Annotated in this window: 16 protein-coding genes; 1 reads left to right on the top strand and 15 read right to left on the bottom strand. The window is 38.7% G+C overall.

Annotated elements, in window-relative coordinates:
* Positions 1 to 22 precede the first annotated feature (22 nt).
* The 14 genes from BMZ41_RS08285 to BMZ41_RS08220 form a co-directional block, all read right to left on the bottom strand.
* Positions 23 to 1,582 (bottom strand): hypothetical protein, encoded by a 1,560-nt coding sequence (locus BMZ41_RS08285; protein ID WP_090169544.1) that lies wholly within the window; start codon positions 1,580 to 1,582, stop codon positions 23 to 25.
* Positions 1,583 to 1,584: 2 nt separating this feature from the next.
* On the bottom strand, positions 1,585 to 2,064 hold the full coding sequence (locus BMZ41_RS08280) for a hypothetical protein (protein WP_090528544.1): 480 nt from the start codon (positions 2,062 to 2,064) through the stop codon (positions 1,585 to 1,587).
* Between the two features lie 17 nt (positions 2,065 to 2,081).
* The gene (locus BMZ41_RS08275) at positions 2,082 to 2,420 is read right to left on the bottom strand and encodes a WXG100 family type VII secretion target (RefSeq protein WP_090169541.1); all 339 of its coding nucleotides are present in this window, start codon (positions 2,418 to 2,420) and stop codon (positions 2,082 to 2,084) included.
* A 2-nt stretch (positions 2,421 to 2,422) separates the two neighbouring features.
* Positions 2,423 to 6,952: a type VII secretion protein EssC gene (gene essC, locus BMZ41_RS08270; RefSeq protein WP_242942030.1), complete on the bottom strand. Its 4,530-nt coding sequence runs from the start codon at positions 6,950 to 6,952 to the stop codon at positions 2,423 to 2,425.
* Positions 6,953 to 6,962: 10 nt separating this feature from the next.
* Positions 6,963 to 7,214: an EsaB/YukD family protein gene (locus BMZ41_RS08265; RefSeq protein WP_090169539.1), complete on the bottom strand. Its 252-nt coding sequence runs from the start codon at positions 7,212 to 7,214 to the stop codon at positions 6,963 to 6,965.
* Between the two features lie 11 nt (positions 7,215 to 7,225).
* Complete coding sequence (locus BMZ41_RS08260; RefSeq protein ID WP_090169537.1) at positions 7,226 to 8,284, bottom strand: AAA family ATPase; 1,059 nt, start codon at positions 8,282 to 8,284, stop codon at positions 7,226 to 7,228.
* 11 nt (positions 8,285 to 8,295) lie between these two features.
* A complete protein-coding gene (locus BMZ41_RS08255) occupies positions 8,296 to 9,123 on the bottom strand; it encodes an FHA domain-containing protein (protein ID WP_090169534.1) in 828 nt (275 codons plus the stop codon).
* Between the two features lie 16 nt (positions 9,124 to 9,139).
* Positions 9,140 to 9,631 (bottom strand): hypothetical protein, encoded by a 492-nt coding sequence (locus BMZ41_RS08250; RefSeq protein WP_090528541.1) that lies wholly within the window; start codon positions 9,629 to 9,631, stop codon positions 9,140 to 9,142.
* Positions 9,632 to 9,639: 8 nt separating this feature from the next.
* Positions 9,640 to 11,319 (bottom strand): serine/threonine protein kinase, encoded by a 1,680-nt coding sequence (locus BMZ41_RS08245; RefSeq protein ID WP_090528537.1) that lies wholly within the window; start codon positions 11,317 to 11,319, stop codon positions 9,640 to 9,642.
* A gap of 13 nt (positions 11,320 to 11,332) precedes the next feature.
* A complete protein-coding gene (locus BMZ41_RS08240) occupies positions 11,333 to 12,124 on the bottom strand; it encodes a PP2C family protein-serine/threonine phosphatase (RefSeq protein ID WP_090528534.1) in 792 nt (263 codons plus the stop codon).
* Positions 12,125 to 12,134: 10 nt separating this feature from the next.
* Positions 12,135 to 13,670 carry an FHA domain-containing protein gene (locus BMZ41_RS08235; RefSeq protein WP_090169527.1) on the bottom strand — a complete coding sequence of 512 codons (1,536 nt, stop codon included), beginning with the start codon at positions 13,668 to 13,670 and terminating at the stop codon, positions 12,135 to 12,137.
* A 150-nt stretch (positions 13,671 to 13,820) separates the two neighbouring features.
* On the bottom strand, positions 13,821 to 18,215 hold the full coding sequence (locus BMZ41_RS08230) for an Ig-like domain-containing protein (RefSeq protein ID WP_090528532.1): 4,395 nt from the start codon (positions 18,213 to 18,215) through the stop codon (positions 13,821 to 13,823).
* 250 nt (positions 18,216 to 18,465) lie between these two features.
* Positions 18,466 to 20,853: a ribonucleoside triphosphate reductase gene (locus tag BMZ41_RS08225; protein WP_090528529.1), complete on the bottom strand. Its 2,388-nt coding sequence runs from the start codon at positions 20,851 to 20,853 to the stop codon at positions 18,466 to 18,468.
* A 301-nt stretch (positions 20,854 to 21,154) separates the two neighbouring features.
* Positions 21,155 to 22,108, bottom strand: a complete 954-nt coding sequence (locus tag BMZ41_RS08220; RefSeq protein ID WP_090528527.1) for a tetratricopeptide repeat protein — start codon at positions 22,106 to 22,108, stop codon at positions 21,155 to 21,157.
* Between the two features lie 176 nt (positions 22,109 to 22,284).
* Between BMZ41_RS08220 and BMZ41_RS08215 the strand changes: the two genes are divergently transcribed.
* The gene (locus tag BMZ41_RS08215; protein ID WP_090169519.1) at positions 22,285 to 23,559 is read left to right on the top strand and encodes an HlyC/CorC family transporter; all 1,275 of its coding nucleotides are present in this window, start codon (positions 22,285 to 22,287) and stop codon (positions 23,557 to 23,559) included.
* Here BMZ41_RS08215 and BMZ41_RS08210 read toward each other — a convergent pair.
* Entirely contained in the window at positions 23,522 to 24,232 is a 711-nt protein-coding gene (locus tag BMZ41_RS08210) for a hypothetical protein (protein WP_090169517.1), read from the bottom strand. The genes BMZ41_RS08215 and BMZ41_RS08210 overlap by 38 nt on opposite strands.
* Positions 24,233 to 24,276 lie beyond the last annotated feature (44 nt).

Genomic DNA, 24,276 nt, shown 5'->3' with positions numbered 1-24,276 from the left:
TCCTCTAATAACTGGTGTCGCTTTAGTCAAAACATAAATCGTAAGCTACACTATTTTTAATTATTTTTTCAGCTTTTCCCTTTAGTTTTACAACCTTATCAGCTGGTTTCTTTAAACCATCGAAACCAATTGCCTCCTGGAAATTACTAATAATAGTCTCCTTGAATTTGTATTTGCCAACAGAGATTTTTTCAATAGTTTCATATGTATTCTTGACAGTGTTAATGCCTTTTCCTAATGTTTTGGAATTCTTAATTAAATCTCCACTGCTTGTAAACTTCTTGACGCTTGATATTGTGTCATTAATATGTTTGAAGCTCTTTACGTCATTAGTAAATTCGCAAATCTTTAACTTATATCCACCGCTAACTGTATATTTTAATGACTTCCAGTCATATACTAGATTTTCTTTAAAGTTCTTACATAAAAGTGTACGAAGGCCGATTTGTCCGTTTGAATCATACCAGCCAGCCAGTCTACGAGCTTCACATGTGAATGAGCTGGCATCATCATAAACTTTTTCATTTCTTAGTACCTGTCGTGCTCCGTGAAGGAATGAATTAAGTGTTATTTCTGTTTTTGCAATATGAGTTTCTTTATCAATATCGCGTATTAATTCCAATCCGTTTGCAGTTTTTACTCTCTTCCACTTAGTAACTGACATATACTTTAATAAGCCATGTTCTTTGTTGAAGGCTCTCTGGATACATTCAATATTTGCCTTGAAGTCAAAATTCTTAATTGTGCCAACTATGTCGATGGCATCACACACAAATTCAACTGTATCGATTAAATCAGCACCACAATCCGAGATTAAATTAAGATACTTATTATGATGATTTCTGCTTCTAAATACATCACTCAATTTATCCATCTTGCCATATCGCTTAGCCCATAACGGATCACCAGATTCTGCCGATTTCCATGCCTTATAGGACGTTATAACATTAACTATTCCATTTATGGCGGCTATAACTGCACCAATAAATCCTGCTATAGCAATTATTCCAATCTCTGCTGGCCATGCTGCTATTGCCAGGAGAATCAACGCTATTGCACCTGCTATAGCTCCCCAGAATGCTAGCTTTTCACGACCACCCTGTAAGTAATACCATTCCTGTATTGCCTCTTGAATGGATTTGATTTTATCAAAGACCTTTTGGAACATGGTTCCAATAAAATCAAATACAGGGCAAAAATTCTTCATACTTGTTAGGAAATTGATAAAGGCTGCCTTGACAGAATTTATCTTTAAATTTTCGTGTGCTGAAAGAAAGCTTTTCTGTTCATTTACTATGGCTGTCTTTACTTCCTTGTCTATTCTCTTTGCATTTTCCGAGAATGTATGAATCTGATTAGCGTAATCGTTGTATCTTTCCTTTTTTTTGTTTAGCACAGCAACCTTTGCATCAATATAGTATTGAGCTGATGTAAGTGCTGAAGAACTTCCTCCGGTAACAGAACCACATTTAGTACCTGTCTTTGTCAGACCAGAAATGTAGTTATCTATTTTGTCTACCACAGATCTGGCGTGTTTTTCAGTGTGTGCTAATTCCGAGTAATTAATTATTAATGCTGACATTATTAACCCCTTTTTGAAGCTGCCGCTAATTCAGCTTCCCTTTGTCTTCTGGCTTCCTCTTCAAGCCTTCTTTTTTCTGCCGCTATTGCAGCTTCTGTAGTGCGAATAGATGAGTTTACACTATCCAGTTCACGTCTCAACTGTTCTAACTTATCAGTAGTGTTTTTTATTTCTGTAGTAAGATTTGTCACACATGAAGATAAGTTACTGTCACCTGCACTATCCTGCTCATATAAGCTCTTGTTAGTAAAAAGAATTTTGTATACTGTCTCTGGACCATCCAGACCATCATGAAATGTTCTGTCGATTCCATCTGCTGAACTGTTAACATCAGTATAGTTTCTACTGACAAATGATATTAAATTCTTTTTTATCGCCTCTATTTCAGATAACCTTTTTTTGTTTATCCCAATAGCGTATTCTAGTTCTCTTTTTCTAGAATTGAGATGAGAGAGCTGAGCATATAATTCTGATAATCCCATTTTGTCTCCTCGTAGTCTTATTTATAAGTTAATGATTTTGCGTATGTATCATCTGTAGTTTCATATTCTGCCTGGGCTGATATTAATGCATCTCTCAGGTCGTATAAGATATCACCTATATCCTTCAATTGAAGAAAAATAACATTGTAATCTTTTTCAAACTGAGTTCGGCCTTCACCTTTCCAGTTTTCCAGAAGAGTACTAGTTGTAGTTTTGATTCCTTCGATTATATCGTTGTAGGTGGTGACCCCTTTAGAAAACTTTTCAATCGCTGCACCAAAGGCTTTTGAATCAAGATACTCGAGGTTTCCTTCTGAATTATCATTCCCCCATGCTTTTGTGCCTTTTTCTGCCATAATTATTCTCCATCATAAACAACTTTAATTTTTGAAATATCCTGCCCCTTAATGACATATGCATCGCCGGTCTCAATAGGTTTCTTAAACTGTCTTGCAGCTCCAGTTGGAATATCAGTATTCTTAATAGCACCAATATCTTCCATTGCTATCATCATGTTGAATTCCTTTGTCTGCTTAAGCATTTCTGAAGCGCCAAATCCACCTGATGCATTTTCTACATCTGAGAATACAAATAACAACTTCATGTTTTTGTATGTCTTAACGATTCGCTTATATGTCTCAACTGCCGCTTTGCTTATTCCATCAGTGGCAAATATCTCTTTGTTGTGAACCATAACCATAAGAAGTGGCTCATTATTAATAGCATCGAATCCCAATGTCTTAACCATATCCATTCTTCTTATGAGCTCTGCTTCGATTTCTTCAAGGATTAGTTCGAAGTCATTTAAATCAACTGTATATTTTTCAACTACTCCCATCGAAGAAAGGTTCTTAAGCTTCTGCTCAAATCCATCAATTACATATACCTTCGACTCAAAGTTGAAGATATTTCTCTGGAGGTAATTTACAATGTACCTTGCAAGAGATGCCTTTCCATAACCCTTTCGTCCGGTAATACCCATTGTGTATGTATTAAGAAGATCCAGCTCCACAAAATCAACGCTGTCATAATCAATACCAACAGGAAGGATATAATTTCCGTTACCAAAGTAATTTTCCTTAACATACTCTGTATTAAGAACATTAGGAACCTCTGGAATTCTAACTGCTCTTTCATTAGGATTATTGCAGTTGCTAACTGTAATAAATTCTTTAATCTTCTGGACTCTGTCGATTTCCTTCTCTCCTTCAAAAGCAAGGTAAGTCTGGAGCTCATATATTGTCTTATCAATAGAATATAAGCATCGACCAGGAACGTTTTTAGGTGACATACGACATCTGTCAAATACAGTGCTGTACTCATCACTCTGGTTACAGTAAAGGCAAATTCTATTAGCAAAATTGCTCATGTACTTGTAACTAATTCCAGAAGTCTGGATGGATGTAAAAATAAGACTAATTCCTAAAGCTACACCCTCACGGCAAATATTGATAATGTCATCTTCATATTCACCATAGAGCTCCTTAAGTGCAAGGAAGTTATCAACCATGATGATAATCTGAGGAATGTCTGTATTTCCCGCCTCTTTGTATGAAGAGAATGATGTAATACCCATGGCTGCAAAAACTTCTTTTCTTCGTGCCATTTCCTTACGAATCATTCTGATAAAGTTTTTAAGCTTTTCATCATCAGCTGCTGATATTACGCCACCTACATGATTCAAATCCGCAAATACATTAAGTGCCATGGATGCGAAATCCAAAATGTACATATTGACCTCAGATGGTCTGTAATTTGTAGCTATGGCTCTTATAATCATCTGTAAAAGATTTGTCTTGCCATACTGAGATGAACCAATAATGATTGTGTTGCCAGTTGAAATATTAAGCTGGGCAACTCCCTGATACTGATTATCTGGGTCATCATAAATACCAAGGTCTACAACAACATCGATATTACTATGAGACTTATCTGAATCCGTATATACGATAGTTTCTTCCAATGGTGGAAGGCATATTCCAGGAAGTCGGTTAATATTGTTTTCCTCACAGTATTCTGCAATGTAATTTGTAATTGCATCAAGCTGTGTCTCAGCCTCATCATTAGACTTGCTCTTTTGGCGTGTGTATACAGGAGTATGCTTGCCCGCCAAATCCAACGAATATACTGTAAATGGCTTCTGCTGTGCACTTGCATCAAATGTGGCAGGTGCTCCACTGTAGGCAGACTGGAATAATTCGAATATCTCGTTATTACCAACCTGTAAGTAAGCACGACCAGGCTCTTTGATTTCGGCCGCAACAGGAGTCTTTAATACTTCATTACTATCCTCTTTATTCTGAACCTTCAAACAAAGCTTAAACTTTGAGTTTGACCAAATCTGTGCATCAACTACACCGCTTGGCTTCTGTGTCGCAAGAATAAGATGAACACCGAGGCTTCGACCAATACGAGCCGCAGAAATAAGCTCCTTCATAAACTCTGGCTGATCCATTTTAAGCTCCGCGAACTCATCAACTATAAGAATAAGATGTGGAAGCGGAATCTTTGCCTCACCCTTCTTAAAAAGCTTGATGTAAGCATCAATGTGGTTTACATCGTGCTCTGCAAATAGTGCCTGTCTCTTTCTAAGCTCGGCCTTAATTGATGAAAGAGATCTGTCAATCTCTCGACCATCAATATTTGTAATAGCACCAATCAAATGTGGAAGTTTTTTAAACTGATTTACCATACCACCACCCTTGAAATCGATGATTACAAATCCAACATCATATGGATGGAAAAGTGTAGCCATTGAAAGGATGTATGACTGCAGGATTTCTGATTTACCAGAACCTGTTGTTCCCGCAACAAGACCATGAGGACCATGCTGCTTTTCATTTAAGTCGAGGCTTACCACCTGACTCTTTGACTTCACACCAAGAGGTGCTGCCATGGATTTATATACCTGGGATTCATCCCAATTCTTTGTTAAATTGATATCCTCAACATTAAGGATATTCATAAGCTCGAAAAGTGTAATATTCTTTGTAAGTGAACCTTCAAGGCTTACCTCCTCACAGTACACTGGAGCAAGCTTATTTGAAATAAATGCTGCATCGCCTGTATTGACAACCTCGTACTCAAAACGAGCAACATTGTTTTTATCTTCTGTATCAGTAACAATACCGCGTGTGCCTTCAAGCTGAACCACACTGTTACATCCGCTTGGAAGAAGCTCCTTATGTTCCTCAAAGAAGATAAATGAAACACCAACCATATTTGCGTACTCTATGTATTTTGAGATAGGGTGATTCTTAATTCCATTATCTCTATATACCATGATTACGTAATTTGGATGTGTCTGCTCAGACGCCTCCCTGCTTGATAACTCCTTATATAAAAAGTCGAAAAGAATACTTCTGCTATCTGAGTCATATACTATGTTTCTCATGTTAAGCTGTTCATTCTTTACATGAGGTAAAAATCTAAGCCACTTAAAGTCCTCAACATCCTCTTCATCCAAAACATAGAAAAGTTTGGTATCTGTGTAATACTGTCTTACTGCCAGGTCAGTTGTAAGTGTTTTGATGAAGGTGTTAAGGTCGGCTCTGCTACCAATTACACCAACTGCATTGTTCTTTTTTAGGTCGAGTGTAATAGGAACATTATGAACATCCCTGTACTGTGCCTGAAGCTCTGTAGGAACCTTCAGAAGCTCATCAGTGCAGTTTAATTCTTCCTTCTTTTTGATGCTTAATTTCTGAACAGCCTCCTTGTTACCATTTCCCAAACGAACTACTAAATAGTCTTCATCCTTTGTAGTTCTGTCGAACAACGAATCAGAAAAATCCCTTACAAAAGCTTTCTCTTTTTCGATTGAGTAATAGGTATCATTGAGCATTTTTGCTTCATTACATCTGCACTCTTCGATGTAGACCTTTTTATTCTCAATGTATTCAGTGTAGCTGGCTAATCGCTCTTCTGTATCAGTCTTATATTTTTTTCGGGCATTTATAATTCCGATTACAGATGTGACAATACCAATAGTCATTGAAATAGCACTAATCCATACATATGCTCCGCCACCATTTCCCATAAGGCCACGCAACACTACTGTTACAGCAAGCATTAGAATGGCTGGAAGAAGCTGAAGAACAATGTTTCCTTCTGGCTTCTGAGGTGCCTCAGGTGGATCAAGAATCTCAATCTCATCCTCTGGAAGAACAGATTTAAATCGTGGGTTTCTGTTAAATTTAGGATACTTTAATTCGTTTGTATCTAAAGAAACTTTTTTGCTGGAAACTGAATTAAGATTAACAACCTTTTCAGAATCACAATAAAGCAAATCTCCCTTTAAGCACATTCCAAAAGATGCAAAGGATACAAAATCATTCTCTGACAAAACTGTTGGTGAATTGATTTTAATCCCATCAACACGTACACCATACTTGGTATTTCTGTCAGTAACCACATATCCTTTATTGGTCTTTTCAATGATTATGCTGTCATTACCAATATAATCGTCATTAATTCTTACATGACAATCACCACTGCCACCGATACATACAGACTGCTGATTTGATAAGTCGATAGCCAAATCATATTTTTTCTTTTCATAGTCAAAATCAATTAACAGCTCTATATTAAAAAGCTCAATTCCTGAACTCTGGTAGCATATCGATGCATTATCACCATGAGAAAACTCTTTTGTGAGAAGCTTTCTTGAATCCCCCTGACTAATATAAAGATTATCTGAGCAAATCAAGGCCCAGTTATCCTTTTTAGTTAGGACCAACTCAAACTCTTCAAAGAAATATTCTTTGTTAAGTCGAACATCATTCTCGATACCTGTTCCAACACGTATTGTCTGAATGTCAGGGGATATCTCTATTTCCTTATAAAAACTTTTACCTGATAAAATAATCCTATATCTATTAGATTCCATCTTGTATAACCTATTCAGTAAAGTTAATTACTGTACCATTTCTAACACCAAATTCAGAAAGCCTTTTGCTTCCCTTCAGCAGAGCAAATGGATTCTCTGCCTTTAAATAACATTTTTTCTGATCTGATATATCTATTCCAAGGGAATATGCTGTGTTTAGTGCCACTACCAAATCGTTTGCTGTAATATCAACTGGAATCTCCAAATCTGCTGTTTCGTTGTTACTTAAATTGTTAAAGATAACTACTACTTTATTATCCATTTCAAATCACCTTACATCGTTAAAAATGCTACTTTTCTGAGACTGTTATTCATAGCCAGCTCGCTAGGCTTAATGAATGAATTTGTTTCAATTTCAGCGATATATTCAGTAATACCAAACTTTGGTACAACCTCTGTTGCAAGCAATGCATTGAATGAATCCTTGTCAAAACGATTACATACAAATATGTATTTCTCAGAATTCACTCCATTTACATTTGCAACAAAATGATTTGTTGCATTTACTGAATTTACTGACTGGTCTGTCACAACAATAACTTTGTCTGCAGCATCTATCATATTGAGCTTCTCTTCATCAAACATTGAATCTGCATCAATGATAATGAAGTCATAATCTCTGTTTTTCTTGGCAGATAACGCGATTTTCAGGAAAACTGAATAATCGATTCCAATAGATGGAAGTGCTGCCTTAAACTCTGGAAGATAGTCGAATATGTTCTGACGTATTTCCTTTTTTATATCTAGATAAACATTCTCTGTAGGGTTATACAAAGATGAATACATCTCTATTCCCGTAATTGGACTTTCGTTATCAAGAAGATACTGGAAATTCTGAAGCATACTTGCATTAATATACAAAACACGCTGGTACCCTTCTGCAAGACTGGCAGCAATTCCCATTGCCACTGTAGTCTTACCAACCCCACCGCATGCAGATGTAACAAGTATCACCTGTGTTTCCTTCTTCTCTACTACGCCTGTAGCAAGCTCCTTGGAACTCTTTGCCACGATTTCGCTAAAGATTTCCATGATACTTGTGTATTTGTAAAGACGATTGATACTTAAATCGCCTGTAGCTCCATCATCCATATGCTCTGACATCAAAAATACGTTTTTGATGTCATGACGCTTAATTGATTGGTTATATAAATCTTCTGAAACAATAAGAACTTCAGCATTTCGAGGCATTGAAAAATAATCTTCAAAATACTGTCTGTCTGTAATAATCTCTAAATCTATATTGTTGAAGTAATCAGTAATAAATTTGTACTGAAGCGGTGCAATATAATTAATATCTGTATCCGCAATTATTACCTTTGGATTTGCCATATTACACCCCTTTAATTCACTCTAAATTCACTATTTGCAAGGCGTACAATGTCTCCCTGCTGTAATGGCTGCTTTTGTCCCATCTCAACTCTGACATTATTTACAAAAGTACCATTTGCACTTCCCTCATCCATAATGAAGAATGTGCCGTTTTGCTTTATCACACGACAATGACGGCGGCTTATGGCGCTGTTAAAATCAATGACCTTATCAACCAAATCTGCTTTCTTACCAATCAGCACATCATCCTCTGTAATACGGATTTCAAATGGATAAGGTGCATCACAGGCTGTGAGCTTCATTGCTCCCAAAAGATTGCCTGTGTTACCGCTAACATATACTTGCTGTGGTACCACTGGAATGTCGGCCATATCAAAATCAGGAGATATTTCGTTGATAATGTTATTAAGATGTTCCTCAAACTCTGTCATTGTGGAAAACAATTTTTCACTGACAGGTACATAAACCATCTTTACCTTCATGGTGTTCGGATCAACAAAAATCTTTTCTTTATCGAGCACCATGCTCTGACATGAAAGAAAACCATTTGTCTTTACCTTTGTGATGCATGACAAGATTTCTGCCACAATGGTATTGGCATTTTCTAAAGAAAGGCCAGGCAACATTCCTGCTAATGTACGGTAGTCGTTACCGAGATAGCACAAATCAACCAATCCATTTCTTGTAATCTTCATGCACTTAACAAATATGTCATTGCTCTGACTCTGTAATACCTTGTAGTCTGTATCAACAAAAGTCGCATCACCTGTGATGATGTACTCGAAGTTGTTGCCACTAGCAATTTCCTTAATAATTCCCCTGTCAATTAATGCGTTCATTGTGTATTCCTAAAACCTAAATATTCATGTTACTTCCTGTAATCTTGATATCATCTTCCATTTGGAAAATATCATTTATTCCAGTAAGTACTGTTGTTTCATCACTGTCTAAAACAGTTGTCTCGTCACAGCCCAGTACTGTTGTTTCATCACAGCCTAATACTGTGGTTTCGTCACATCCTAAAACTGTAGTCTCATCACAACCAAGTACTGTAGTGGCATCACTATCAGCCAGAAGCATGGTCTCTTCATCAGAATTTAGAGGACCCGAAGTACCCCAGTTAAGGGTAGCCTTCTGTCTCTTTCTGTCTCCAGCTGCTGCTTTGCTAATCTCTTTATTCATTCCCATTCCAGTAAGCACTCTGAAGGAATGTGGAATCTTAAAAACTATAAATATAACAATCGATGCTATTAGAAACACTATTGCTAATGCAAGCAAAATAACTGCTATGCTTTGGAATAGCTGTGTCTGCTCTGTAATTGTTTCTACGTTTGTTTGTAAATTCATAAATCTACCTACTCTAACATTGAAATAGTCTGCTTTGCCTTTTCTACGTTTGTGGCAAGCTCCTGCTCCAATTCAACAACACGCTCTGATTTTTCAGGAGCGCTATCAATATCTTCTCTTACGTGCTTTTCAATATTCATCAGCTGGAGCTGCATATCTGAAGTAGAGACTCCTGCCTTCTTGAACTGATTTGCACTGACACATATCTGAGATGCCATCTCCTTGTAAATGGCAAGGGCTGTATTGGCATTGTCGGACTCGGTGATGTTACCCTCACAAAGAGCTACCAAGTCATCCCAGTAATTCTTATATGTGACATCGCTGTCTCCTGTTTTATCAACAGCTCCTAAGTTCACATAGTATTCTGCAATAGCTCCAAGACGCTTAGCACGTTCCATCTGGTTAGGGTTAAGATTGCCCTCTGCTGCCTTTTTGAACCAGTAAGCTGACTGCTGCTTGTTGCCTTCACCTTCATAGCTGTAGTAGTAGGCAAGGCCAAGTCTATAGGCAAACAGGCTGTAACTGTCTGTGTCCTGAGCCAATATCTGCTCGTAAGTGTTCTTGCCGCTGGTGCGAATGAGGATCTCACGAAGCTCCGCTGCCTCATCTGCCGAGAAGTTCTCATCTGCAAGGTAGACATTGTCGATCAGATTAATGTATGAATCCACCTGTGATGGATATACCGCGATGGAATTAATCAGCGCTTCCTTTGAATCCGCTGCTGTAACACCACGGCTGGCATCCTCTAAAAGCTTGTCATGATTTACCTGCTGCACGTGCTTAGCATAGCTGTAGCATGAAAGAGAACCAATTCCTGATGCAATGGCAAGGAAAGCTGTGGTAAGGAAAATACCTAGCTTTACCCTTTCCTTTCTACGGTAGGTCTCATCCAGCTCATCATAATGCTCAAGGGCATAAAGCACCTCATTACAACTCTGGTAACGTTTCTCTGGATCAAGCTGAGTACACTTTGCGATAATCTGCTCTAATCCCTTTGAAAGAGACTCGTTCCAATAACGTATATTTCTGATTTCGTATGGAGGCTCACTAGGATTCATCCCTGTGACGAGATGATACATAGTAGTGCCAAGGCAATAGATATCTGTTCTGGCATCTGTCTGTCCACGACCGCCGAACTGCTCTGGTGCTGCATAGCCTCTGGTACCGAGACATGTAGTATCCTCAAGATTCTCCTCCTTATACTGTCTGGCTGTACCAAAATCGATAAGGACTATAGTACCGTCTGGCTTAAGCATGATATTGCCTGGCTTTAAATCTCTGTAGATGATAGGTGGATTCTGCGAATGCAAATATCCGAGCACATCGCAAAGCTGCTTTGCCCACTCAATAACATATTCCTGTGGCTGAGGGCCAAGCTCATTAACAGCCTTGCTAAGTGTATTACCTTCCACGTAGTCCATAACGATAAGGATTGAATCCTCATGATCGATGATATCTACGATGCTAGGAAGGTTTGGGTGGGAAAGATTCTTAAGCATCTCTGTCTCTGTCTTGATGCTGACCATATTGATTTCTGACGCAGCTGCTGCATCCTTACGGATTTCTTTGACAGCCCACTGCTTGTTGGCTCTTTCGTTCATGGCCAAATAAACAACGCTCATTCCACCCTGGCCAATCTTATTTAATATCTTATATTTATTATCAATTACTGATCCAATTTCTAACATATAACTCTAAATCTTAAATGGAGATAATAAGACCTGAAATATTGTCTGTCTCTCCACGCTTCATAACCATTTCGGTCAACTTCTTAATACCGTTACGCTGTGGGGCAATCCCCATAATCTCTTTATTATCTAGCTTTCTCCAGAGACCATCGGAGCATAAAAGAAAATGAAGATTTCTCTCTATGCTACCACCAAAGAACTCCGGTGATACAGTCTCTGAGGCCCCTATACACTGAAGAAGTACACTCTTCTTATCGCTGTAGATGGCTTCCTCTTCTGTCATCCTGCCAAGCTCCAGCTGCTGCTGAACGTAGCTGTGATCGTGAGATACCTGAGCAAGCTGCTTTTTATTGAAGCGATATGCTCTGGAATCTCCGACATTCATAGTCATGTATTCTTCTCCGACTATGATGATTGCTACAACAGTTGTACCTAAGCGAATGCCGTTCTCATTTCCGTAAACCTTGAGCCTGTCATTCATTTCTGTGACAACCTTTTTCCACTGCCCCTCTACCTTTGTAAGGAGATGACCTGTAGCACTAATATCAGCTGTTCCCTTCAATGGCTCAGTTATATTTCTATCTAAAAGTAACTGTGGAAGCTCTGTTTTGAACCAAGTGTCCATCCTGTTTACGAAGGCAGAGCTGGCTACCTCTCCACAGGACAAACCTCCCATGCCATCACAGAGAACACCCATGCAGATATTCCCATAGCCTGCGGCCTTTGCCTGTTTTATTAACAAAGCATCCTGATTAACACTTTTTTTGGTGCCTATATCTGAATAGGCATCTACTTTAAAACCCATAATTTATTTCCTATGCAAGATACTCGAACTCTTCATTTGAAAGCTTGATAATATCTCCATTATTTAAAAGTACGGCACGCTCGCTCTCAAGCTTTGTTCCATTGATGAAAGTACCGTTTGTTGAATTGCAATCCTGAATGTACGCACCATTTCTTCCGCTTGTAATCATGGCGTGCTTTCTACTGATTGAGCTGTTCTTTTCGATGCAGTAATCAGCATGTAAAGCGTCCTTACCGATAACGAAATCTGACTTAGAAAGGGAAATCTTCTCAGATGTTCTCTTTCTAACAAGAGTTCCAAGATTCTGTGGTACGTTAAGCTCCTCGCTAAGTAATGATGTCTCGCCATCGTTTGAAGGTACTGCACTAAGAATTGTAGTCTCATCACTTGCAGCTGTCTTAGGCTGAGCCATGTTTAACATATTGCGCTGTGGAGTCTTTGATGCAGTCATCTTTACTGAACTCTTAGGTGTAGTATCCATATCGAAAACTGGACCGTTGTATACCTTCTTTTCCTTCTTTGGCTTTGCACTATCACTCTTATCTCTATTTACAAAGAAAAGAATGAGACCTGCCACACCACATACAACGACGAATACAGCTACAAGGCTGATTACAACTATCATTGTCTCTGAAATGCCCTTGTTAGACTTTGCTGCTGGAGTAGCTACTGGCTGTTTAAATTTAGCTTTAGCCTCAACAGTCTCCTCATCCTCTACTTCGTCCTTTGGAACACTGTTTACCTGAGAGTAAGATACTCCAAGTCCATCTAAAATCTTTGCAATCTTTGTAGAATCTAAAGCACAGCTGTTCTCACCGTCATGCATTGGTAAATTCATTCCGATGACATATCCGTTCTGATCTACAAGTGGACCACCATAATTATTTAAATCTGTAGCAGCATCACTCTCTACTACCTGAACACCCTCGAACATGCCAAGGCTCTTAATCTCACCGTAAGACATCTGAACCTGCTGATCAGAGTAATACTGTGTCTCTGACTCATATGAAACCATCTCTGGAAGACCTAATGCATATACAGCATCCTCTTCACCATATGGAAGATTATTTACGTCATATTTCTTGTTTGTGAGAAGCTTAAGTGGTGTTCTTGTGTAAATAGGCTGTGGAAGCTGAAGCACTACCATATCAAGCTCGTTGCTAGATGTAAGTACAGAAGCGTTTAATACAACGTCACCCTCGATAACTACCTCTGTAGCAATTCTAAGGTTGATAGAAGTATCGTTGCCGCTAACTAATCCATAGTACTGGCATGCTGCACCTAATGTCTCCTGATCAGGGCTAACAATGTGCTTGCTTGTAATAACATACTCAGTGCCTTCTGCATCACCGATGATGAATCCTGCACCACCGATAACAAGACGCTTTTCTGAATTCTCATCTACGATAACTGTGTTTACCTGAACAACGCCCTGCTTAGCTGTCTCTGCATCTACGACACTGTCTACTGCTGCAACAGGTGTTACTGGTGCTAAGGCAATCCCCATAGCAACGAGGAATGTACAAAGTCTCTTTAATAATTTCATTTTTTTCTCCTACTCTTCCTTTTTATTTCATAACATTATTAATAATCTCAGCTAATAACTGAAGGCTCAGCTATTGGTTCAAATTATTAAATAATTGCTACCGCCCACAGTCAGAATATCTGACCGTGAGCAGTAACAAATATATTTTAATTAGTGCTTTTTCTTCTTATAAACTGTAGCGCCTGCTAAACCAAAAGCTGCAATAATAAGAATGATTCCTGCTACAAGAGTCTTAGATGATCTAAGAGCAGATGCAACTGCTGGAATACCTGCATCAAGCTTAGCTGTAGGTGTGAGGTTGTCCTCAAGTAATAACTCCTCAGCTTTAACTGATACAAGAAGGTTGTTGTACTCGAGCTTTGCAACGTTACCTGCAACGTCTGTACACTTGATTGTTACCTTCTGGTAATCATCCATTGTAGGAATAGTAAGTACTGCTGTACCACCATTCTCATTGAGCTCTGCAGCTGTGAAGCTAGCAAGCTTCTCGTCATTTAAGAATACCTTCATGTCTGTAACACCGATTGTGTCTGTTACGTTTACTGAGAAGTCGTGGCTCTCCTCTTCGTAGATTCCACCATCCTCAAGACCTGAAACGATAACACTTGGTGCTGTCTTATCAAGAAGGAACTCAATCTCAGCATCCTTTGACTGATTACTCTGCTTGTTAGAAGCTCTGTCCTCAGAGAATACTGTTACTGAGTAAATACCGTCCTTTTTGAAGTTTGCCTTGCCAACGTTGTAGCTGATTGAATGCCATCCGTTAGAGTTTGTAGTGTCATTTGTTGTAAATGAAGCACCCTCTCTAAGCTCCTTAACGCTACCGTCGAAAGCTACTGAAACTTCCTTCTTTGTAAGGCTATCTACGTTAATCTCCGTGATAACAACATCCTGTGGCTTTGTTACATAGTAACCATCAACCATAGCCTTTGTTGCATCGCTAAGAACGAAGATAGAACCAAATCTGTTAAGTGAGTACTTAACTGATTTCTCTACTGTATTACCAGCAAGGTCGGTAAGCTTAACTGACAATGTGTAAAGGTCGTCATTCTGCTTCTCATGTGCCATATCAGCAAATGAGTATGTAAATGTCTCTGTACCATTTGTCTTTGAAATGCTTGGTGTAACCTTTCCGTTGTTTGAACCAACAAGGGAAATTTCTGTACAAGCATCTGTAAGGTTAGCGTCCTTAGAAACAACTACAGGAGCAACCTTGCCATTGTTTGCTGACATATCCTCAACACCAGAAATCTCAATCTCTGGAAGAGTCATATCAATTACGAACTCGTCTGAAACGAACTTCTCTGAGATATTTCCAGCCTTATCCTCACAAACAAGTGTGAAAGCATAACGACCATCTGCGTCAAAGTCGATGTGTGTAATGTTCTTAATATCCTTATTTGAGTATCTCTGAAGCCCTGGAAGAACACTTAAGTTACCATTTACTCTGTCGTATGTTACCTGGTCAGCTGTAAAGTTCTTCTCAGTAAATGTAATCTCAGCCTTACGTGCAGCCTTGAAGTAGTTGCCGTTTAATGAGCTGTTATTATCAAACTTAACGTCGATAACTGGAATAGTCTTATCGATTTCAAAGAAATTAGCTGAATCATTGATTTCTGTGCAGTTTCCTGCCAAGTCATAAATCTTACCAATTAATTTGTGCTCGCTTTCTTTCTTAACAAGAAGATCGATAGCGCCAGCGCCGTTAGTATCTTTAGATAAGTTTGCCTTTTCTCCTGACTCAACAGAAGAATCTTTTCCTAACACTGTAGTGATATAAGAATCAGCGCTAAGATATAAATCGTTAATCTGTACTGAAACCTGTACATCATTCTTATAGAAACGTCCGCTTCTTCCAGTAGGCTCTGAATATGTAATCTTATCAACTGTAGGTGCAGTCTTATCAATTACGAATTCATTGCTTTCATCGTTGATATCTGTGCAGTTTCCTGCTAAATCGTAAATCTTACCAGTTAATACGTGCTTGCCTTCTGCTTCTGCAACATAATTAATTGTAGCTGAATTGTCCTCCTCTACCTTTGATAAGTTTACCTGCTTCTCTAATGACTTGCCGTCTAACTTAGTACCAATGTAAGTATCTGTGCTAAGGTTTCTATCTGAAACATGTACTGAAATATCTACATTGTTCTTGTAGTATCTTCCAGTTTTGCTAGTAGGCTTTGAGTATGTAATCATATCAAGCTTTGGAGGTGTCTTATCGATTACGAACTCTGAGCTATAGTTCATATCCTGACCATCAGCAAATACTATCTCGTTTCCAGCCTTATCTACTAAGTTAAGGTCTTTGATTTCACCAATTGAATAGATACCATCATTATTAAATTCGACTGAACCAACATACTTACTATTTGAGCCAGTCATTTCATTAAATTCGAATTCGTTAACTTTAGTTACTTTGCCTTCTTTAGTATGTACCTTAATGTCATCCATCTTTGCTTCGTTTGTATCGATATTTCTATCTTCTAATACAAATGTAGCAATTCTGCCTTCCTTGTAGTACTTTTCATTCTTAGGCTTAACATCATTAAATGTAATCTTTAATGTTGGAGCTGTCTTGTCGATTACAAACTCTTTGCAGTAATTCTTGTCAGTATCATCTGTAAATACAAACGCATTACCAGCATAATCTGTAAATTTAATATCTCCAATAGAATAAATACCATCTTCGTTAAAGTCGATAGAACCTGTGTAGCTGCCATTTGAACCAGTCATTTCGTTAATGGTAGCGCTACCTTCACAAGAATTAATAACTACATTATTCTTAATGCTAGAATCAATGTTTTTGTCTACTAATACAAAAGTAGCTTTTCTATCTTTCTTATAGTACTTCTCATTCTCAAACTTATTATTGTCAAATGTAAGCTTGAGTTTAGGTGCAACATTATCAATCTTTGTTGTAACTACAGGCTGCTTGAATTCTTTTCCATCAATCTCGAATCTGAATTCATATCTATGCTCACTCTCATCTGTATCAGATAACTCTAATTCGTACTCATAATCATTCTCGTAGTATGGAATAGTGATTTCTCCTACCTGCCACCACAGGCAATAAACTGGAATACGAACAGACTTATCCACGCATTCTGCTTTAATTTCTTTTACCTTTGTTGAAGTGTTACCAGCCTCATCTAATTCCCATAAAACAGGATTAGTAATCTGCTTTGTTGTACCACCCTTATAAGAAACAAATAAGTTTTTCTCACCATGAAGGTGCTTTGAATACCAAGTACCTTCTACATAATTAGAACCATCTCCGCTTACAATTGATTTAGTAAGTTTATCAACCTGCTTTGCTGGATCACCATATGTCATATAGTAATTAAGCTCTTCAGTAGCAGTTTTAAGATTATCCTTATCTCTTCCATCAAATGTGCTTTCAGCGGCAATGTATGTGATGTAGAATGGCTCTTCATTAGTGTTAATATCTTCTGAACGCAACTGATATGTTGCAACACCCTTATCATAAGACTGCATCTCTAAACGTTTTGTTTTACCATTATTTCTGCAGTTATAATCAGTGTATGCTGCGTATACAGTTAAGTATCTCTGAACCTCTTCTTTTGAAAGTGTGTTAAATACTTCGCACTTAACTTCAAAATCTACAACAATCTTCTCATCGAATGTTGTAACTCCGTCTTTTACATTTTTAGCATTAGCTGCTGGTGTTACCTTTACATTTGAGATAACAACATCATGTGATCTCTGGTCGTTGATATTTGTGCAACCCTGATCCTGATGTGAACAGTGTCTAAGGTTCTTATTATCCTCAAGGCCTACCCACTCACAATCTTCCTCATGATGGAACTCTCTTCCACAATCAGAGCACTTTTCGTGTACTGTGTGGTTTGTATCAGATTTGCGCTCATAGCGAACTACTACTGGTGTACAATCAACTGTCTTTTCATTAAGAACTCTTCCACATTCTGTACACTTGTTATATACAACGTGCTGCTTATCGTCAGCCTTCTTGTAGTGATTCTTTTCGTCTGATGTACACTTTACAGATTTGCCTGAAGAAACATATTCTCCACAATCCTCACACAAATAGCAAACAATGTGCTGTCCATCATTATCAGGATCTACGTCATAACAAACCTTTTCCTCATTAAGTTTCTCATGCTCGCAATCTTGTTTGCCAAATCCACCAAAGTTTATCTCAAACTTTGATTCTGAAATAAGATCTGCTAAATCAAACTCTTCTTCCTCATCAGAGAGATCTAAAGAAACTGTTCTCTCAGATGAATCTGAATCTGTATTTTCTTCTGTTGTAGTATTACTGTTGTTGTCTTCTGTGATGTCTGTACCAGAAACGGTATTGTTAAGATTATTGCTAGAATTACTTGATGATGTACTACTTAAACTATCTGTATTACCTGTTTCGCTTACTACTTCTTCTTGTGAAGGCTCGCCTTCACTGACCGTATCGGCGTATACGGCGGTGTTACTAAATAACAATGCCGAAAGCATCGTCAACGCCACTAGCCGTCTTAACGTGGCGATTTTGAAGTGCCTTTTCAATATCATTTTCCCTTTCTCAATACTTCGTGACAAATTATACGAAAAGCTCAATTGTGTGTCATTTCCGCATATAGGACATACTTTTTTCACAAATTTATCACAAATGATAATTTATCATGATTATCTAAGAGGGTCAATCCGACTTTCTTGCCAAAAAACGTGTTTTATTGCCATGAGTTTTCTACATAAGAATCACACAAAAAAGGAGATGTAGCATTATAGCCACATCTCCTGTGTATTATCTCGATTTTATTGACTAATTTTCATCAACATACTTCTGAATGTTGCTTGCATTAGCATATCTCTTAACGTCATCTCCGTTAACAACTACAAGTGTAGGTGCCTGCATAACGCCATACTTCTTTGTAAGATCCTGTTGCTCTTCAGCATCTACAAGGATGTACTCCTCGTCCTCAAGAATCTCCTTTGCACGTGCACAGTTTGGACATGTCTTTGTAGTGAAGAGATACTTAACACCTGTCTTTGGCTCCTCTGATACAATCTCAAGATTAACCTTAGGCATTTCCTTTGCTACGCGCTCCTGATACTGCTCTCCTGCACGACGGCATACAGAACCTGCGATATCGTAAAGCTTACGATTCTTGAACTCCTGTGTCTTACCTTCGTTCCAGTTCTGTACTGGACGGTAGTAGCCTGTGATACGGCTGTATACCTCTGCTGGCTTTCCGCAGTGTGGGCATGTGTAGTGCTCGCCAGAGATGTAGCCATGCTCCTTACATACTGAGTATGTAGGTGACAAGGTGTAATAAGGTAATCTGTAGTTCTCAGCAATCTTGCGAACAAGGTTTGCTGCTGACTCCCATGTAGGAAGCTTCTCGCCAAGGAAAGCGTGGAATACAGTACCTGATGTATAAAGCGTCTGAAGCTCATCCTGAACCTCAAGAGCATCAAAGATATCTGATGTATATTCTACTGGCATGTGTGAGCTATTTGTGTAGAATGGTGTATCGCCTTCCTTACCAGCTGTGATGATATCAGGGAACTGCTCACGGTCATGCTTTGCAAAACGGTATGTAGTAGACTCTGCTGGAGTAGCCTCGAGATTGTAAAGGTCTCCGTACATCTCCTGATAATCAGAGAGACGCTCACGCATGTGATTAAGAACATCCTTTGCAAACTGCTGTGTCTTCTTGCTAGTCATATCTGCACGAAGCCAGTTAGCATTAAGACCTACTTCATTCATACCGATAAGACCGATTGTAGAAAAGTGATTGTTAAATGTACCAAGGTATCTCTTTGTGTAAGGATATAATCCCTCATCAAGAAGCTTTGTGATAACACCACGCTTAATCTTAAGTGAACGAGCGCTGATGTCCATAAGCTTATCAAGGCGAGCATAGAAATCTGCCTCATCCTTTGCCTGATATGCAATACGAGGAAGGTTGATAGTAACAACGCCTACAGAACCGGTGCTCTCGCCTGAACCGAAGAATCCACCTGACTTCTTGCGAAGCTCACGAAGATCAAGGCGAAGACGGCAGCACATAGAACGAACATCGCTTGGCTCCATATCTGAATTAATATAGTTGCTGAAGTATGGTGTACCGTACTTAGCTGTCATTTCAAATAAGAGACGATTGTTCTCTGTATCTGACCAATCAAAATCACGAGTAATAGAATATGTAGGAATAGGATACTGGAAACCACGTCCATTAGCATCGCCCTCAATCATAATCTCGAGGAAGGCTTTGTTAACCATATCCATTTCCTTCTTGCAGTCCTTATATTTGAAGTCCTGCTCCTTGCCTCCAACGATAGCTGGAAGCTCTGCAAGGTCGTTTGGTACTGTCCAATCTAAAGTGATGTTTGAGAATGGAGCCTGTGTACCCCAACGTGAAGGTGTGTTTACACCATATATAAATGCCTCAAGGCACTTCTTAACTTCTTCATATGAAAGATTATCAGTCTTAACAAATGGCGCAAGGTATGTATCAAATGAAGAGAAAGCCTGAGCTCCTGCCCATTCATTCTGCATAATACCAAGGAAGTTTACCATCTGATTGCAAAGTACTGAAAGGTGCTTTGCTGGTGCTGATGTAATCTTTCCTGTGATGCCGCCAAGGCCTTCCTGAATAAGCTGCTTTAAGGACCAGCCTGCACAGTAGCCTGTAAGCATAGAAAGATCGTGAATGTGGATATCTGCGCTACGGTGAGCATTAGCGATTTCCTCATCGTAAATCTCTGAAAGCCAGTAATTAGCTGTGATAGCACCAGAGTTAGATAAAATGAGACCACCTACAGAATATGTAACTGTAGAGTTCTCTTTTACACGCCAGTCTTCTACCTTAACATAGCTGTCCACAACGTTCTTGTAATCGAGAACGGTAGACTTCATGTTACGCATCTTTTCGCGCTGCTTTCTATATAGAATGTAAGCCTTTGCAACGTCAGTATATCCAGTCTGCTCTAATACGTTCTCAACAGAGTCCTGGATATCCTCAACAGAAATCTTGCCAGATTTGATTTTACTCTGGAAATCTGCTGAAACACGAAGTGATAGTAAGCCAATTATATCGTCGTTGTATTCCTTCCCAGTAGCCTCAAATGCCTTTGCGATGGCATCATTAATCTTGCCTAAATTAAATTCTGCAATTTCCCCATCTCTTTTTACAACTTCAAACAATTCTTCTCACCAATATTCCTTTCTCATATTAAAATCTCCCCTAAAAGGACTCCCCAATGAACCTGTCCGATGTCCTAACTAAAGCGTTCTTCCAAGGTTTTCTCGACTGATTATAGTTTACAAAATATAGGGTGGTGGGTCAATGATTAAACCCATATATAGTGTTTTTCGTCATAATTACCTAAAATTGATTTTGAGTTTTGATAATTTTCTAAGTAGAATCACGATTCAACACACACAATATTTAGTATTTAAACACAAAAAAGACACACCACATATTGTAGTGCGTCTTTTCAGAAAATTACCTGGTTTGTAAGAACACTAACTCTTTTGCTGCCTCCTCATCGTTAGGATAAGACTCAAGATATTGTGTTATAACCTCTTTTGCTTCATCAAATCTGTATAGCTTTTCAAGGGCTGCTGCCTTGCCTTTCATGAGCTGAGGCATATTGCCGATGGAATCGAGACTCAACCCAGCGTCATAATACCCCAGCGCATTATCATAATTGCCACTGGATAATTCAATATCTCCAAGTGTACCCAGAGCATCGCTTGTTACCTGATCGGATTCTGCATATTCTTCCAAAAGATCCTGGGCTGAAACATAATCCCCAGTGTCCTGATAAATCTTGGCAAGATAAAGCTTTGCATCTATTACATCCTTCTCGATGGCTTCCTTCAGAAGCTTCTCCGCCTCTGCGGTCTGACCCAGCATGTAATAAATTCTACCCTTAAAGTATTTTGCTTCAGGAGATTTATCTGTAACCTCCAAAGCATTGTTCAAATAGGCAAGTCCCTGATTTGTATATCCCAAAGCATTAAGGTTTTCATAAATCTCTATGTAAAGTAAGTAGTTCTTCTCATCTATGGCTACTGCAGCATCATAATCTTTTATAGACTGACCAATCTCTCCCTCGCTGGCATATATGCTGCCCCTTAAGAAATATGGCTTATAGTTTTTCTCATCATATTTAATAAGGTATGAATATGTAGTGGCTGCATCCTCAAACTGTCCATTCTTAAACTGGGCTGCTGCCTTAAAATAATCTACATCCAGCTCCAGGTCTGTCACCTTTCCAATGGAACAACCCAAGGCCTCATCAAAAAGTGCAATGGCATCTTCATATCTACCCTCATCCATGGCTGCTATGCCCTGGTCTCTAAGCTCAATCTCTTTTTGATTGTACCTACTGCATCCAGCAAAACCGACTGTTGCAGCTATAGCTAATGCTAATATAAGCAGTTTTTTCTTCATAAACTCTTCTTCTCTCTTAAAAATCTAATAATAACTTTAAAGCAATTTAAGAGAAAATACTATACTAAATATGCATTAAATTCAGTTCATGTAAATTTCCCCACTTCTATCCTTATGTGTTATAATATGTCGCAAATAGAGATATTATCTTTGTGTTTTAAGGAGGATTTTTACATTTGGATGTTCACTTGTTAATTAAGTTGATAATTCTTTTTATTCTTTTGGGCTTGTCTGGGTTCTTTTCATCAGCAGAAACAGCTCTGACAACTGTAAATAAAATTAAGATTAAGACCATGGCTGATGATGGAGACAAAAAAGCTTCTAGAGTGTTAAACGTTATTAACCGTCCCAAAAAGATGCTTTCTGCTATCCTTATTGGGAATAATATAGTTAATCTGTCAGCGTCATCACTTGCTACCACTCTTGCAATTCAGATTTTTGGTAACTATGGTGCTGGAATTGCCACAGGAATTCTTACTCTATTGATATTAATTTTTGGTGAGATTACTCCTAAGTCTCTGGCTACATTAAATTCCACTAAGCTGAGCCTCAGATATGCACCTGCAGTAGGCGGTCTCATGTGGATACTCACTCCTGTGATTGCCATCGTTAATTTCCTTGCAGGTCTTTTTATCCGGCTCTTTGGCATTGACCCAGATTTCAAGGATGAGACCATCACTGAAGAAGAAATCCGTACCATGGTAGATGTAAGCCATGAAAGTGGCGCCATTGAACAGGATGAGCGCACCATGATTCACAAGGTGTTTGATTTCTCAGATGCATGTGCCAAGGAGGTTATGATTCCTCGAATCGACATGACAATGGTGGATGCTGATATCACTTATGATGAGCTGATGGCCGTATTCAAAGAGGATATGTATACACGTATTCCTGTCTGCGAGCCAGATACCGATAAGGTTCTGGGTATCATCAACATGAAGGATTTTCTTGGGGTTGGCCCTTCAGATAACTTCTCTGTAAGAGATTATCTGAGAGATACCTACTTCACCTATGAAATGAAAAACGTATCAGACCTCTTCGATGAAATGCGTGAAGAATCCGCTTCACTTTCTATCGTATTAGATGAATACGGCGAGCTTTCTGGCATGATTACACTTGAAGATTTGCTGGAGGAAATCGTAGGCGAAATCCGTGATGAATATGATGAAGATGAGGAAGATCCTCTTGTTAGAATCAGCGACAGAGAATATCAGGTGCTGGGCTCTATGAATCTAGAAGATTTATGCCAGCTGATTCCACTGGGCTTTACAAGTGATGATTACGATACCATCGGCGGCTACATAGTAGGTGCTTTCGACCATTTCCCTAATGTGGGTGAGACCTATGTTTCCGAGGATGGCACCATCATCCGTGTGCTTGCAGTAGAAAAAAAGCGAATCACAAAGCTTCGCATCAAGCTACCTGCCCAAGCCACCCAGACACAACAGTAAATATATTGATTATGAGACCCATTCCACTTGCCAGATGATACAGTCCCTGTATTCCTCTGGATGGCGATTGGGTCTTTTCATTTTCAAGAATAATAAAGAAAACCACACCAAGGGTGTTTACAATTGCAAATATCCACAAACTCAAATCCGTTCTCAACCAGCTATATAGATGATAATTCACCAGCATGAAAGCGCAAATCTCAAGAGTACCTCTAATCTTTCTTTGTCTCCTTAGACGCAGTGTCTCCTGATAATCTTCCTCCCACTGGTCTGTCAAATCAATGAAATATTGAATAATATCATCTGGAATCGAAGGCAGTGGTCTGCTTCTGTTTTGCGCTTCCCTTTTTATCAGAAACCCATGCAGAATCTTCATTGGATCACACCCGATTTTTCTATTAATATAATCCAGACCTTTGACATTTGGCATATTCATTGCCCTAAGCATAATTTTTCTCATTGGCTCATTACCAACAAAGAAATAGTATAGCTCCTTAATGATTTCTCCCGAGGTTTTACCGCTTTGAGCCATTAATATAAACTGCCTTAAATAAATCATCTTAACTGAATGCTTTCTTTTTTCTTTAAGACTTCCCATAAGAGCAAAAACAATAGCCAACACTCCAGCTACCGCCCATACCGTGCAGCATAAAAAAATAGTATTAAATTTCATATTTCTCCTGTGAAACACAGTCGAATGACTTATAGAATATAAAA

Origin of the sequence: Pseudobutyrivibrio sp. UC1225 (genome assembly GCF_900115215.1) — a bacterium.
Classification (GTDB): Bacteria; Bacillota; Clostridia; order Lachnospirales; family Lachnospiraceae; genus Pseudobutyrivibrio.
This window is presented reverse-complemented; position numbering and strand designations above follow the sequence as displayed.